The 15923-nt window shown below is 30.8% G+C and carries 13 protein-coding genes; all 13 read left to right on the top strand.

What is annotated here, in order from left to right:
- Positions 1-5: 5 nt before the first annotated feature.
- The 13 genes from PQ462_RS20760 (at position 6) to PQ462_RS20700 (ending at position 15902) form a co-directional block, all read left to right on the top strand.
- Positions 6-989, top strand: coding sequence for an SDR family oxidoreductase (locus tag PQ462_RS20760; RefSeq protein WP_274251429.1), 984 nt, complete (start codon positions 6-8; stop codon positions 987-989).
- Positions 990-1014: 25 nt separating this feature from the next.
- Entirely contained in the window at positions 1015-2406 is a 1392-nt protein-coding gene (locus tag PQ462_RS20755) for a UDP-glucose 6-dehydrogenase (protein WP_274251428.1), read from the top strand.
- 92 nt (positions 2407-2498) lie between these two features.
- Positions 2499-2963: a UpxY family transcription antiterminator gene (locus PQ462_RS20750; protein ID WP_274251427.1), complete on the top strand. Its 465-nt coding sequence runs from the start codon at positions 2499-2501 to the stop codon at positions 2961-2963.
- 295 nt (positions 2964-3258) lie between these two features.
- Positions 3259-4548, top strand: a complete 1290-nt coding sequence (locus tag PQ462_RS20745; RefSeq protein ID WP_274251426.1) for a nucleotide sugar dehydrogenase — start codon at positions 3259-3261, stop codon at positions 4546-4548.
- A 29-nt stretch (positions 4549-4577) separates the two neighbouring features.
- On the top strand, positions 4578-5585 hold the full coding sequence (locus tag PQ462_RS20740; protein ID WP_274251425.1) for a mannose-1-phosphate guanylyltransferase: 1008 nt from the start codon (positions 4578-4580) through the stop codon (positions 5583-5585).
- A gap of 13 nt (positions 5586-5598) precedes the next feature.
- A complete protein-coding gene (gene rfbB, locus PQ462_RS20735) occupies positions 5599-6651 on the top strand; it encodes a dTDP-glucose 4,6-dehydratase (protein ID WP_274251424.1) in 1053 nt (350 codons plus the stop codon).
- Between the two features lie 86 nt (positions 6652-6737).
- A complete protein-coding gene (locus tag PQ462_RS20730) occupies positions 6738-9248 on the top strand; it encodes an SLBB domain-containing protein (protein ID WP_274251423.1) in 2511 nt (836 codons plus the stop codon).
- Positions 9249-9254: 6 nt separating this feature from the next.
- Positions 9255-10340, top strand: coding sequence for a lipopolysaccharide biosynthesis protein (locus tag PQ462_RS20725; RefSeq protein ID WP_274251422.1), 1086 nt, complete (start codon positions 9255-9257; stop codon positions 10338-10340).
- Between the two features lie 25 nt (positions 10341-10365).
- Entirely contained in the window at positions 10366-11394 is a 1029-nt protein-coding gene (locus tag PQ462_RS20720) for a ferredoxin--NADP reductase (RefSeq protein WP_274251421.1), read from the top strand.
- Between the two features lie 21 nt (positions 11395-11415).
- Positions 11416-12192, top strand: a complete 777-nt coding sequence (gene rfbF, locus PQ462_RS20715; RefSeq protein ID WP_274251420.1) for a glucose-1-phosphate cytidylyltransferase — start codon at positions 11416-11418, stop codon at positions 12190-12192.
- Positions 12177-13277 carry a CDP-glucose 4,6-dehydratase gene (gene rfbG, locus PQ462_RS20710; RefSeq protein WP_274251419.1) on the top strand — a complete coding sequence of 367 codons (1101 nt, stop codon included), beginning with the start codon at positions 12177-12179 and terminating at the stop codon, positions 13275-13277. Before rfbF ends, rfbG begins: the two co-directional genes overlap by 16 nt.
- On the top strand, positions 13270-14187 hold the full coding sequence (locus PQ462_RS20705; RefSeq protein WP_274251418.1) for an NAD-dependent epimerase/dehydratase family protein: 918 nt from the start codon (positions 13270-13272) through the stop codon (positions 14185-14187). Before rfbG ends, PQ462_RS20705 begins: the two co-directional genes overlap by 8 nt.
- Positions 14184-15902 carry a thiamine pyrophosphate-binding protein gene (locus PQ462_RS20700; protein WP_274251417.1) on the top strand — a complete coding sequence of 573 codons (1719 nt, stop codon included), beginning with the start codon at positions 14184-14186 and terminating at the stop codon, positions 15900-15902. Before PQ462_RS20705 ends, PQ462_RS20700 begins: the two co-directional genes overlap by 4 nt.
- Positions 15903-15923: the final 21 nt, after the last annotated feature.

Genomic DNA, 15923 nt, shown 5'->3' with positions numbered 1-15923 from the left:
AACAAATGGGAACTTCAATTCAAAATACAATATTAATTACTGGAGGAGCAGGATTTATTGGTTCGAATTTATCTGAGTATTTTTTAGGATTAGGTCATAAAGTAATTTGTTTGGATAATTTTTCTACAGGGCATCGGCATAATCTAAAAGATTTTATGGAAAACCCTAATTATAGATTAATTGAAGCTGATATTAGAAATCTTGAAGATTGTGCTGCAGCTGTTGAAGGAGTTGATTATGTTTTGCATCAGGCTGCTTTAGGATCTGTACCAAGGTCTATAAATGATCCGATAACAACAAATGATGTAAATGTTTCTGGTTTTTTAAATATGCTAGTCGCTTCAAGAGATGCAAAAATAAAACGTTTTATTTATGCCGCCAGTTCATCAACTTATGGAGATTCTGAAGGATTGCCAAAAGTAGAAGATGTAATTGGGAAACCTTTATCTCCATATGCTATTACAAAATATGTAAATGAACTGTATGCAGAAATTTTTAGCAGGACTTATGGTCTCGAAACAATTGGATTGAGATATTTTAATGTTTTTGGAAGAAAGCAAGATCCAGATGGCGCTTATGCTGCAGTAATTCCAAAATTTGTTAGACAATTAATCAATCTTGAGAGTCCTGTAATAAATGGAGATGGTAATTATTCGCGTGATTTTACATACATAGATAATGTAATTCAAATGAATGAACTGGCAATGAATACGAATAATTCAGCAGCAATTAATACAGTTTATAATACTGCGTTTGGAGATCGAAACACACTAAATGATTTAGTGAAATATTTAAAACAATACTTGTCAGAATTTGATCCTGTAATTGCTGATGTTCAAATTAGTTACGGAGTAAATAGAGCTGGAGATATTCCACATTCATTGGCAAGTATCGAGAAAGCAAAAAAACTTTTGGGATATAAACCAAAATTCTCTTTGCAGGATGGATTAAAAGAAGCAGTTAGCTGGTACTGGAATAATTTAAAATAAAAATAAGATAATAATATTATAGTAAATGGAAATTACAAAAATTTGCTGCATTGGTGCCGGTTATGTTGGAGGGCCAACAATGGCAGTAATTGCTCAAAAATGTCCACATATTCAAGTAACGGTTGTAGACTTGAATGAACAAAGAATTAAAGATTGGAATGATCCAAATACTGATAATATTCCTATTTATGAACCTGGACTTTCAGAAATTGTTGCCGAAGCCAGAGGAAGAAACTTGTTTTTCTCAACAGAAGTTGAAAAAGCAATTGATGAAGCTCAAGTTATTTTTATATCAGTAAATACACCAACCAAAACCTACGGAAAAGGAAAAGGGATGGCGGCAGATTTAAAATATATTGAATTATGTGCCAGACAAATTGCAAAAGTTGCGAAACAGAATAAAATTGTCGTTGAAAAATCAACTCTGCCGGTTAGAACTGCAGAAGCAATTAAAAGTATATTAGATAATACGGGAAATGGTGTTCAGTTTCAGATTTTATCAAACCCTGAATTTTTAGCTGAGGGAACAGCAGTTAAAGATTTGTTAAATCCTGATAGAATTTTAATTGGGGGAGATTCTACTCCAGAAGGTGAGTTAGCGATTGAGGCTTTAGTTAATGTATATGCAAACTGGGTTACTAAAGATAAAATTCTAACTACGAATGTTTGGTCATCGGAGTTGTCTAAGCTAACTGCGAATGCATTTCTAGCGCAGCGTATTTCTTCAATTAATGCAATGTCTGAGTTGTGTGAAAAGACAGGAGCAAATGTAAATGAAGTTGCTAAGGCTATTGGAATGGATAGTAGAATTGGTCCTAAATTTTTAAAAGCATCAGTTGGATTTGGAGGTTCTTGTTTTCAAAAAGATATCTTAAACCTAGTTTATATCGCAAAATCGTACGGATTAAATGAAGTCGCTGATTATTGGGAACAGGTTATTATTATGAATGATCATCAAAAAAGAAGATTTTCTAATAAAATTGTTCAGACATTATATAACACAGTTGCTGATAAAAAAATTGCATTTTTAGGCTGGGCATTCAAAAAAGATACAAATGACACAAGAGAGTCTGCAGCAATTTATGTAGCTGATGATTTGATAAATGAACAAGCTGAAATTTCTGTTTATGATCCGAAAGTTTCAAGAAATAAAATGCTTTGTGATTTAGGCTATTTGGAGACTAGGTCTGAAGTAGAAAATGCTAAAGCATTAACAATATTTAATAATGCTTATGAAGCATGTAAAGAATCTCATGCAATAGCAATATTAACTGAATGGGATGAATTTACGACTTATGATTGGCAAAAGATTTATGAATCTATGCACAAACCTGCGTTTGTTTTTGATGGCAGAAATATTTTGAATGCAAAAGAATTGGAATCCATTGGATTTATTTATAATGGAATAGGTTCATAATTAGTAAGTAAATTGAAATAAAATTAAAAGATGGAAATGAAGGTATTGTGGAGTGTAATTAAAGAATTTTATTTTCAAGATAAATAAAAATTATGAATTGGTATGTAGTTTACACAAAACCCAAATGGGAAAAAAAGGTAGCCGATAAACTTACTCAAATAGGTATTGAGTGTTATTGTCCATTGATTACTCAAATTAAACAGTGGTCAGATAGAAAGAAAAAAGTTGAAGTGCCCCTTTTTAACTCTTATGTGTTTATTCAAATTGAAGATTCTGACCGAAATTCTGTATTTGAAGTTGCTGGTATTATAAGGTATTTATTTTGGTTGGGGAAACCTGCAGTTGTACGCGATGAAGAAATTAATGTTATAAAAAACAGTCTAAAAGAATCAAATATTGCGGATATTTCAGTATCACAAATTCAGGTAGGAGATAAGATTAAATTAGAAACAGGGGCATTTAGTAATCAAAATGCAATTGTACAAGAAGTATCAAAGACACATTATATTTTAGTTCTTGAATCATTAGGATGTGTTTTGAAAATAAAATACAAATAATTTCGTTTTCTACAAAGGAAACATATTAAATATCAAGAGAGTTTAATCATTGTTCAATGTTTTAAGCTCTCTTTTTTTTGTAAAAAAAATCTTTATCTACTGATTAAGAGTGTTTTGTTTTTTTTACAAAAAATTAACACGATTTCTTTTTAGTTATACGAGAAAGCGTATTGATTAAGTAATGTGAATATGTTATATTTGCCGAAAATGATTTTAAGGCATCTGAGGCAATTTTTTGTGACTCAGAATGGCGAAGCCGTGAGTTGAAGTGAATGAAATCATAAAAAAGTAATTAATGAAATTGGAACAAAACATAAAAATAGCTGTTATTGGTTTAGGTTATGTTGGTTTGCCTTTAGCAAGATTATTCGCGACAAAATATTCAGTTATTGGGTTCGATATAAATGAAACCAGAGTTAAAAGTTTAAATTCTGGATTTGATACAACATTAGAAGTTGATCCAGAAACATTAAAAGCCGTTTTAGTCGATAACTCAAATAGTAAAATTGGATTATATTGTACAAACGTTCTTGAAGATATTGCTGCGTGCAATTACTTCATTGTAACAGTTCCAACTCCAGTTGATAAAAATAATCGACCTGATTTAACACCTTTATATAAATCCAGTGAATCTGTAGGTAAAATATTAAAAAAGGGAGATGTTGTAATTTATGAATCTACAGTTTATCCAGGAGTTACAGAAGAGCAATGTGTTCCAGTTTTAGAAAAAGTTTCAGGTCTAAAATTTAATGAAGACTTTTTTGCAGGATATTCACCAGAAAGAATAAATCCGGGAGATAAAGAACATACAGTAGAGAAAATTTTAAAAGTTACTTCTGGTTCAACACCTGAGATAGGTTTAAAAGTCGATGCATTATACAAATCAGTTATAATTGCCGGCACTCATTTAGCGCCTTCGATAAAAGTTGCAGAGGCAGCAAAAGTAATTGAAAATTCTCAGCGTGATATAAATATTGCTTTTGTCAATGAATTAGCTAAGATTTTTAATTTAATGAATATTGATACTCAAGAAGTTTTAACAGCCGCTGCAACAAAATGGAATTTCCTGCCATTTAAACCAGGACTTGTAGGGGGGCATTGTATTGGTGTTGATCCTTATTATTTAGCGCAAAGAGCCCAAGAATTTGGATATCATCCTGAGATAATTCTGGCAGGAAGACGTTTGAATGACAGTATGGGAGAGTATGTAGCCTCTCAGATTGTGAAATTAATGATTAAAAAAGGTGTTTCAGTGAATGGCGCTCATTTATTAATGCTTGGAATTACATTTAAAGAAAACTGTCCTGATGTTAGAAATACCAAAATAGTTGATGTAATCAAAGCACTAAAAGAATACGGAATAGTAGTTACAATTTATGACCCTTTGGCTAATGTCGAAGAGGTTAAAAAAGAGTACAAACTAGAAACTATAAATTCTTTGCCAATAGAAAAATTTGATGCTATAGTTTTAGGAGTAGCACATAAAGAATTTTTAAAATTGAATTTTTCTGAATTGCAAAAAGAGAATAGTTTATTATATGATGTAAAAGGAATTTTGGGTACTATAGCTGATAATAGATTGTAGAACTTAAATCCTTTTTTTACTTTAAACAAATGGAAAAAAATAATTCAATTATACATGTAATTTTAACAGGCGGAGTGGGAAGTCGTTTATGGCCGCTTTCTCGTAAAAGCCAGCCAAAACAATATCTAGAGATATTTGAAAACAAATCTTTATTTGAAATGACTGTTGAACGAAATAGTCATTTAGCTGATAAAGTTATGGTGGTAGGAAATGTAGATAATCATCATTTAAGTGGGAAAGTAATGGATAAAACCAAGACTACTTATTTGAATATTGTAGAAGCCACACCTAGAAATACTGCAGCTGCAATTGCATTTGCGGCTTTTGCATCTAATCCTGATGATATTTTAATTATAACTCCATCAGATCACATAATTGATAAAATGGATGATTACAATAATGCTATTCAAGAAGCAATTTCAAAAGCAGAAGATGGTTTTATAGTAACATTTGGAATTATTCCAACTAAACCTGAAACGGGATATGGCTATATTGAGTCGAAGGGAGATAAAGTGATTTCATTTCGAGAAAAACCAAATGAAACGACTGCAAAAGAATTTATTGCTAGAGGAAATTTTTTATGGAACAGCGGTATGTTTTGTTTTAAAGCGGGAGTTCTTTTAGATGAATTAAAACAATTTCAGCCAGATGTTTATGAAAAATCGAAAGAGGTTTGGGAAGCCTCGAAAGAAGGATTCTTAGATTTAGACTTATCAATGCAAATTCCGTCAATTAGTATTGATTATGCTGTAATGGAACGAAGTAAAAAAATTAAAGTAGTTCCGGCTTCATTTTCTTGGTCGGATCTCGGTTCTTTTGAATCTGTTTATGAATATCTGGTTACTAAAGGACATCCAATTGACCTAAATGGCAATATGGTGATAGGATGCGATAGCCATACCACTTTTTTAGGATTGAGAAATACAATATTTGTGCACACAGACACAGCAAATTTGATTTTACAAAAAGAAAATTCACAAGATGTTAAGGATGTATATAACGAATTAGAAAGACAAAATTCAGATTTATTAAATTAAAAGCATTTTAAAAATGAAAAAAATTCTAATAACTGGCGGTGCTGGTTTTATAGGTTCTCATGTAGTTAGGCGTTTTGTTGGAAAATATCCAGAATATCAAATTTTCAATTTAGATGCCTTAACTTATGCAGGTAATCTAGAAAATATAAAAGACATTGAAAATAATCCTAATTATACTTTTGTTAAAGGGAATATTGTTGATGAAAGCTTTATAAATGATCTTTTTGCAGAACATAAATTTGATGGTATTTTACACTTAGCAGCTGAATCACATGTTGATCGTTCTATTGAAGACCCTTTAGCATTTGTAAAAACTAATGTTATTGGGACAATGAACTTATTGAATGCCGCTAAAAATCAATGGAAAGATAATTATAACGGTAAAAGATTTTATCACATCAGCACTGATGAAGTATATGGTACATTAGGTGTTGAAGGTCTTTTTACAGAAACAACTCCATATGCTCCAAATTCTCCCTATTCTGCTTCAAAAGCGAGTTCTGATCATTTTGTGAGGGCCTATGGAGAAACTTATGGTTTACCATATGTCTTAACTAATTGCTCAAATAATTATGGATCATACCATTTTCCTGAAAAATTAATTCCACTTTTTATAAACAATATTATAAATAATAAGCCCTTACCAGTTTATGGAGATGGCAACTATACTAGAGATTGGTTATTTGTTGAAGATCATGCAATAGCAATTGATTTGGTTTTTCATGAAGGAAAAAATCATGAAACGTATAATATAGGAGGTTTTAATGAATGGAAAAATATTGATTTAGTGAAACTGCTTTGCCAAATAATGGACAAAAAATTAGGAAGAACAATTGGGACTTCAGAAAACTTGATTACTTATGTAAAAGATAGGCCTGGTCATGATTTGCGATATGCAATTGATGCTTCAAAAATAAATAAAGAATTAGGCTGGAAACCATCAGTTACTTTTGAAGAAGGTTTGGAAAAGACAATAAATTGGTATCTTAATAATGAAGATTGGTTACAGAATGTAACATCTGGATCTTACAAAGATTATTATGAAAAACAATATAAAACAATATAAAACAATATAAAACAATATAAAACAATATAAAACAATATAAAACAATATAAAACTATTTAAACCTAAGTTTAAATTATAAATTTAATATGAAAAAAATAACTTACGTTCTTGCTTTATTTTTTGTTTTACTAATGTCTTTTAATGCTAATGCACAAGATATTATAAAGTCTAAAGACCTAAGTGCTATAAAGGTAGATTACTTGTCTGATGATGAAATTGCAAAAATTGTTTCTCAATTAAAAAGCAATAATGCAACTATTAATGATGTTGAATCTATGGCTTTATCTAAAGGGATGAGCCAAACAGAGTTTAATAAGTTAAGGGCTCGTGTAACAGAATATGAAAAAAAGAATGCTTCAGATAAAGATAAAGATAAAAGTAAAAAAGATCAAGATAAGTTAAAAAAGGGAGATAAAGACTCTGAGTTTGGAAGGAAGCAGGAAAAAATTAAAAATGAAAAAATAAAAGACTCTCTAAATGCTTTAATTTTTGGTTCAGAATTATTTGATAATCCAACCTTAAATTTTGAACCAGATTTAAAGTTGGCAACACCATTAAATTATGTTTTAGGACCGGGAGATGAATTACAAGTTAGTGTATATGGAGTTCAAGAGTATAATGCTAATATTCCGGTTAGTGTAGAAGGAAAGGTAACTATTGATTATGTTGGTCAAATATCAGTTTCTGGTTTGTCAATTGAAGCAGCTACTCAAAAAATTAAATCTGCTATAGCAAGAGTTTATAGTACAGTAAGATCTGGACAATCTCAGGTTGCTGTTAGTTTAAGTGAAATCCGTACTATAAAAGTTACTATTGTGGGCGGTAAACAGCCTGGAAATTATTCAATATCTTCCTTGGCGACAGTTTATAATGCTTTGCATTTAGCAGGTGGTCCTGGAAAAAATGGAAGTTACAGAAATATAGAATTGATAAGAAATAATAAAGTTTATAAAAATATTGATATCTACAGATTTTTAGTGAAAGGAGATCAATCGGATAATGTTAGTTTAAAAGAAAATGATGTAATTAGAATTCCTGCCTACAGTCAGAGAGTAACTGTTGAAGGAGAGGTAAAACGTCCAGGTATTTTTGAGATGAAAAAAGGGGAGACATTTTCAGATTTATTGAATTTTGCTTCGGGATTTAATGAGTTTGCTTATACCGCTTCTGTTAATGTTTTACAAAAAACAGGTAAGGAATTTAAAGTACATGATATAAACGAAAGTGATTATAGTAACTATCAGCCACAATCAGGTGATTTTTTTAGAATTACAAAAATATTGAATCGATTTGAGAATCGTATTAAAATAGAAGGAGCGGTTTTTAGACCAGATTACTATTCTTACAATGAAGGAATGAGAATATCAGACCTTATTACAAGAGCTGAAGGACTTAAAGAAGATGCATATACAAAAAGGGCAAGAATAACTCGTTTACAAACAAATTTAACAACCGAAATTGTAAATGTAGATTTGAGCGCAGCAATGTCTGGAGATTTGAGTGCTGATGTAGAATTGAAAAGAGAAGACATTATTACAGTTTATTCAATATTAGATTTTAGAGAAGAATATAAGATTACAATTGATGGAGAAGTAAAAAATCCTGGGGAATATGATTATTTTGACAATTTGACACTAAATGATTTGGTTGTTCAAGTTGGAGGATTAACCGGTTCAGCTTCAAAAAGGGTAGAAATTGCGCGAATGGTTAAATCTGATGAAATAGACGATGCTGATCCAAAACGAATCGAATTAGTAGAGCTTGAAATAACAGCGGATAATAATGAACAAATTAAAAATTTTGTTTTAAAACCATTTGATGTTATTAATATTCGTAGAATGGCAGTTTATGAAAAACCAGAAATGGTTAAAGTTAGTGGGGCAGTTACTTACCCTGGTAAATATGTTTTAGCGAATAAAAAAGAAACAGTTTATAATATTGTAATGAGAGCTGGAGGATTAACATCTATAGCGAATTTAGATGGTATGAAAATAAAGAGACCAATTAAAGAAGAACAAATAGAACAGTTAGAGAGCATAAATTTGAACTTAGAAAAAAAAGAAACACCAGACATAGAAAAGAAAGAATCTCTAGATGAGAAATCAAATTTTAAAACTAAAGATACTCTTAGCTCTAAACTATCTAAAAAGCTTAGGGACGAATTGAAATATGCTACAATTCCTGTAAATTGGGAAAAAATTGTAAAAGATAAAAATCATTATTCTAATGTTACATTGTTTCCAGGTGATGAGATTGAAGTAGCAGTTTACAATGAAGGGGTTAAAGTAACTGGTAATGTACTTTTAACTTCAGAAATACCTTACAGAAGCGGAAAAGGATTTAAATACTATATAAATTCTGTTGGTGGCGTAGATAGCAAAGGTTGGAAAAAGAAGGCTTATATTATCTATCCGAACGGAAAAGCGGCTGTTACTGGCTCATTTTTATTTTTTAGGTCTTATCCTAAAGTAACACCAGATTCTCAGATCGTTGTTCCAGAAAGACCAGAAAGAAAGAAAATGACTGCAGGAGAATGGGTAGGAATAGGTAGTGTTATTTCTAGTTTAGCATTATTAATTGTAACTGCTTTTAAATAAATTTAGATGAATACTAATTCTAAACAATCCATTGAAAACGATGAAATTTCGTTAAAATATTTATTTGAAAAAATATTAGAGTGGTACAATTTGTTGTTGTCAAAATGGAAAGTTATTTTTTTAGCTGGAATAATAGGGGCTATTTTAGGAGTAACATATTCTATCTCTAAAAAAAATATATATAAAGCAACTTTGTCTTTTGCGTTAGAAGAGGATAAATCTTCTGGAGGAGGTTTAAGTGGGGCATTAGGACTAGCAGGTTCACTAGGATTAGACTTAGGTGGTGGTGGCGGAAGTATTTTTACAGGTTCTAATTTGACAGAACTGCTTAAATCCCGTACAATGGTTGAGAAAACTTTGTTGACACCAGTAAATTATAATGGAAAATTAATTTCTTTGGCAGAAATGTATATTGACATTAATGAAATGCGTGATAGATGGAAAGGTAAAAATAAGCTTGTCAATGTTGAGTTCTTGCCCAATGTAAAACGCGATAAGTTTACTAGAATTCATGATAGTATTTTAGGCTCAATTTATCAAGACTTATCAAAGAATGCATTATCAGTAGGCCAGAAAGATAAAAAGATTTCTATTATTAGTATAGATATGTCATCTACTAATGAATTATTTGCTAAATATTTTTGTGAAGCACTAGCTAAAAATGTATCTGATTTTTATATAGATACTAAAAGTAAAAAAGCTAGGATAAATATGCTAGTACTACAAAAACAAACTGATTCAATTCGTTCAGAACTTAATGGAGCAATTGCAGGAGTAGCGGTCGCAAATGATAATACCTTTAATTTAAATCCCGCATTAAATGTACGCCGTACTCCTTCAATCCGAAGGCAGGTCGACGTGCAGGCGAATACAGCGATATTAACTGAATTGGTCAAACAATCAGAGTTGGCAAAAGTTACATTACGAAAAGAAACACCTCTAATTCAAATAATTGATAAGCCAATTTTACCTTTACCTCTAGAGCGTTTTGGTAAAGCAAAAGGTATTTTAATTGGTGGCTTTTTAGCTAGTTTTTTAGCAATAATAATTATTGTTGTTAGACGTATTGTCAAACAAATATTAGATCAATAATGATTAACGTTTTTAATATAGTTTAGTGAAAAATTACACTCTAAAAGTCCACGAAATAAAAATTGAGACTAATGATACTATAACAATATGTTTCAAACAGCCTGGGCTTAAAAAAATTAAATATTTAGCTGGCCAATATCTAACTCTTCAATTTAGAATAAATGGAAGAAGATATATTCGCCCTTACTCATTTTCTTCAACACCTTTAATTGATTCAACACTTGATGTGACGATTAAAAGAGTTCCAGGAGGTGTAGTCTCTAATTACATAAATGATACGGTAAAGGTTGATGACGTAATTGAAGTCCAAGAGCCGTTGGGGGATTTTGTTTTTAAATCAGATGAATCAATAAGATCCGTTATATTTTGGGGTGTTGGGAGTGGTATAACTCCTCTTTTCTCAATGATAAAAGATTTGTTGGTGAATAACTCATTAAACATCCATCTGGTTTATGGAAATAAATCTAATTCATCAGTAATTTTTAAAGAAAAATTGGAAGAATTAAAAATGACCTATTCTGATCGTTTTAAAGTTCATAGTTTTTACTCCAAGGAAGAATTCTTTATTGAAGATTCACATAATTACAGAGGAAGGATTAATGCTGATTTTGTTGAGAAATTATTACAAGATATAAAATCTCCATCACAACATTTTATATGTGGACCGATAGGACTTAAAAACACGATAAAAGAGTCATTAACAAAATTAGGACAAAGTCTTGATAATGTTTTTTCTGAAGATTTTGAAATTGTTAAAAATCCCGAAGATTTTAAAGATATTTATAACAGAGAAATTTTATTAAATTTTCAAGGTTTTGATAATAAAATTACGATAAATAAAGGTAATTCTATTCTTGAAGAGGCTTTAGAAATTGGATTAGAACTACCTTATTCTTGTCAGACAGGAAATTGCAGTACTTGTAAAGGGACAGTACTTTCAGGAGAATTGAAAATGATAGGTTTAGAAAAACCTAGAACTGATTTAGGAAATAATGAATATTTACTTTGTTGTAGTTACCCTTTAACTGATAATGTATCTATTAAAATACAATAACCATAATATTATATAGAAGTAATGAAAGTAGTAATTTTTGCGGGTGGTTTTGGAACTCGCCTTATGGAAGAGACAGAAGCAAGACCAAAGCCAATGGTAGAAATTGGCGGTAAACCTATTTTATGGCATATTTTAAAAATGTATGAACAACATGGGTATAATGAATTTATAATTTGTTTAGGTTATAAGGCAACCTTTATTAAAGAATATTTTTATAATTATTATTTGCATAATTCTGATGTTACTATTGAGCTTGCCAATAATAACATTAATGTCCACTATTCAGAAACAGAATCTTTCAAGGTAACATTAATCGATACTGGTTTGCATACTAATACAGCTGGAAGATTAAAGAAAATAGAGAAGTATGTAAAAGACGAAACTTTTATGCTAACGTATGGTGATGGGGTTGCAGATGTTGATTTGACAGGTCTTTATAATTTCCATCGATCTCATGGTCGTTTAGCTACATTGACCAGCGTACAAATACCCGGAAGATTTGGTAATTTAGATATTAATTCATCCGGGGAAGTTGGACACTTTGAAGAAAAACCAATTGGTGATGGAATGTGGATTAATGGTGGATTTTTTGTATTAGAACCAGGGATTTTTAAATATTTAGATTATGATGTTGAAGATGTACAATGGGAAAAAGGACCTCTTGGGGCTATTGCCCAAGATAATCAATTAGCTGCCTATAAGCATGATGGTTTTTGGAAATGTATGGATGCGCTTAGGGATCGTCATGAATTGGAAGAAATGTGGAGTTCTGGTAATGCAAAATGGAAGACATGGTAGATTCGATATTTGAAAAATTAAAGCAGAAGTATAACGGGAAAAAGGTTTTTTTAACGGGTCATACAGGTTTTAAAGGGGCATGGATGCTAAAAACACTTTCGTTGTTAGGTGCTAGTATCAAAGGTTATTCGTTAGAACCTAATACAAAAAACGATTTATTTTTTTTAATAAATGGGAATTTAATTTGTGATTCTGTAATTGCTGATTTAAGAGATAAAAATCGTTTGGAGAGAGAAATTGTTGATTTTCAACCTGATTTTGTTTTTCATTTAGCGGCCCAACCTTTGGTTAGATTATCATATGAGATCCCATCTGAAACATTTGAAGTAAATGTTATTGGAACTGCAAATGTTTTAGACGGTGTTCGTTTATTGAAAAATAAATGTGAAGTTGTACTTATTACTACTGATAAAGTTTATCATAATAACGAATGGCTTTATCCTTATCGTGAAAATGATAGATTAGGTGGGTATGATCCTTATAGTGCTAGTAAAGCTTGTGCAGAATTATTAATTGATTCCTATCGTAATTCTTTTTTTAATAGTAAAACTTACAGTGATCATAAAAAATCAATTGCTGTAGCAAGAGCAGGAAATGTAATTGGTGGAGGTGATTGGTCAAAAGATCGTTTAATTCCTGATGTAGCAAAAGCATTTGCAGATGAAAAACCTGTAGTTATAAGAAATCCAAACTCAGTACGACCTTGGCAGCATGTTTTAGAGCCAATTGCTGGGTATTTGTTGTTAGGTGCAAATCTAACTGAAAAGCCATTAGAATTCAATCAAGCTTATAATTTTGGACCTCATTTATCTGATGCATTACCTGTTGAGGAAATGCTGAAATTGACAATCAAATGTTGGGGCAAAGGTGAATATATTGTTGAGAATGATGGAACTCATCCACATGAAGCAGGATTACTCAAGCTAGATATAAGTAAGGCTGTGACAGAGTTAAAATGGAAACCAAAGATGAATGCTGAAAAAGCGGTCTCTATGACTATGGATTGGTATAGTGAGTTTAATAATAACTTAAATGCTATAAATTCATTTACTGAATCTCAAATTATTAATTTTCTGAATGCATAAAGTTTTAGTAACTGGTATTACAGGTTTTTTAGGTTCTCATATTGCAGAGAATCTTATAAATAATAATATTAGTGTTTTAGGGTTAAAACGTAAAAGTTCTAATATTTGGAGATGTAAAGAATTTAGTAAAAAAATTGAGTGGATTGATATAGATGAAGAAGGACTTTACACAAATGAATTGAAACAACATTCATTTGATACAATTATCCATTCAGCATGGATTGGTGTTGAATCAGATGATAGAAATAATTGGACTAAACAGTCGGAAAATCTTATTTTTTTTGTTAAACTGCTAGAAGTAGCTAAAGAAGTTGGAGTAAAAAAAGTTGTTTTTTTAGGATCACAAGCAGAATACGGCGTTGTAAATAATAAAATAAATGAGGATTTTCCTTCAAATGCTATAAATGCTTATGCAGGAACTAAATTAGGTTGTTTAGAAATTATGAAAAGTTTTTGCTATAGCAATGATATTAATTGGGTTTGGTTGAGGCTTTTTTCAGTATTTGGAGAAAAAGAAAATTTGAATTGGTTAATTCCTTCTTTGGTCAACTCGATGTTAAAAGACAGTGAAATGGATTTTACTTTTGGAGAGCAAAAATATGCATATATGTATGTTAAAGACTTTGCTGAAATAATTAGAAAGATAGTTATTATGAAAGTAGATTCTGGAATTTATAATATTTCCTCTAATGAATCCAGAACAATCAAATCATTAATTCAAAATATAAGAGATTATATAAATCCAAAATTTATTTTGAATTTTGGAGCATTAAACTATAGAGAAGGACAATCAATGTATATGGAAGGTAATATTGAAAAAATCAGCTCTCAAATTGGAAAGATAGAGTTTTCAGATTTTGATATTGCTTTGAGAAATACTTTAAAATATTATCTAAATACATTATCATGAAAGCATCTGATTTTATTGCAGAATTTTTGATGAAAAAGGGAATAAAAAGTGTTTTTGAATTATCAGGAGGTATGATAACTCATATACTTGACTCATTGAATCAAAAAACTGATATTAACATTATTACAATGCATCATGAGCAAAGTGCTGCTTTTGCTGCTGAAGCATATGCGAGAGTTACAGGGTTACCAGGAATAGCTTTGGCTACCTCAGGACCAGGCGCTACAAATTTATTAACAGGTATTGGGAGCTGTTATTTCGATTCAACTCCTGCTATTTTTATTACTGGTCAAGTAAATAGACATGAACTAAAAGGTGATCTAGATATAAGACAATTAGGTTTTCAAGAAACCGATATTGTAACAATGGCAAAACCAATTACCAAAGCGTGTTTTCAAATAACTGATGCAAATGATATACCAAAAATATTTGAAAGTGCATTTAAAATAGCTTTAGAAGGTAGGCCAGGGCCGGTTTTAATAGATATACCTATGGATACTCAGCGTATTCAAATAGAAGATAACTCTCTTGTAGTTGATGATGTCAAAGATTTAGAAATTAATTCTGACATTCTAGGCAATTTAATTGAAGATATCCAAAAAGCAAAAAAGCCGCTTATTTTATCTGGAAGAGGTATAAAAGCGAGTAAAAGTCAAGATTTATTTGACGAATTTATTAAAAAAACTCAGATCCCTGTAATTACAACACTTTTGGGGTTAGATACTATAAATTACGATAATTCACAACGCGTTGGATTTATTGGAAGTTATGGTAATAGATGGGCAAATATAGCTTTTGGAGAATGTGATTTACTAATTGTTCTAGGAAGTAGATTAGATATTAGGCAAACGGGAGCTGATGTTAAATTTATTGAAAACAGAAAAATTTATCATATTGACTACGAAAAGGGAGAAGTTAATAACCGTGTTAAAGGATGCGAAGCAATTATAACAGATTTGAATTTCTTCTTTAAGGAGTTTAAAAAATCTGCATTTAATATTTTTTTTGTTTTAAACGAAGATTGGAGTAATCATATTAATAATTTAAAAAGTACTTGGCCAGATATCAAGGAACTTGATCCTAAAGGAATAAATCCAAATGTATTTATGCATTTGCTTTCTAATAAATCTAAGAAAGCAAAAGTTTATTTAGCAGATGTCGGAAGTCATCAAATGTGGGCAGCACAGTCATTAGAACTATACAATGACCAGCAATTTCTGACTTCAGGAGGAATGGGAGCTATGGGATTTTCATTGCCAGCTGGAATTGGAGCCAGTATTGCATTGAATAAAAAGCCTGTTGTTGTATTGGTAGGAGATGGTTGTATGCAAATCAATATTCAAGAATTACAAACAATTGTTAGAAATAAAATACCAATAAAAGTCATTGTTTTAAATAATAGAACTCTGGGAATGATAAGACAGTTTCAAGATAGTTATTTTGAATCTCGTTATCAATCAACTTATTGGGGGTATGATGCTCCTGATTTTGCCAAAGTTGCTATTGCTTATGGTATTGAGTCAAGGACAGTGGAGAATCAAGAAGATATTGAAGATGCAATTGACTGGTTTTGGAGTGTGGAAAATGAAAATAAACCTCAATTACTTCAAGTTATGATTGATCCACATACAAATACATATCCCAAAATTGCTTTTGGGAGACCAATTACAGAAATGGAGCCATTTGCTAAACCGATAGCAATGGAAGCAACATAATGAATAAAAATTACAGTTAAA

The sequence above is a fragment of the Flavobacterium sp. KACC 22758 genome (genome assembly GCF_028736135.1).
GTDB lineage: Bacteria > Bacteroidota > Bacteroidia > Flavobacteriales > Flavobacteriaceae > Flavobacterium > Flavobacterium johnsoniae.
The sequence above is the reverse complement of the archived record's forward strand: the minus strand, read 5'-3'. Positions and strand labels throughout refer to the sequence as shown.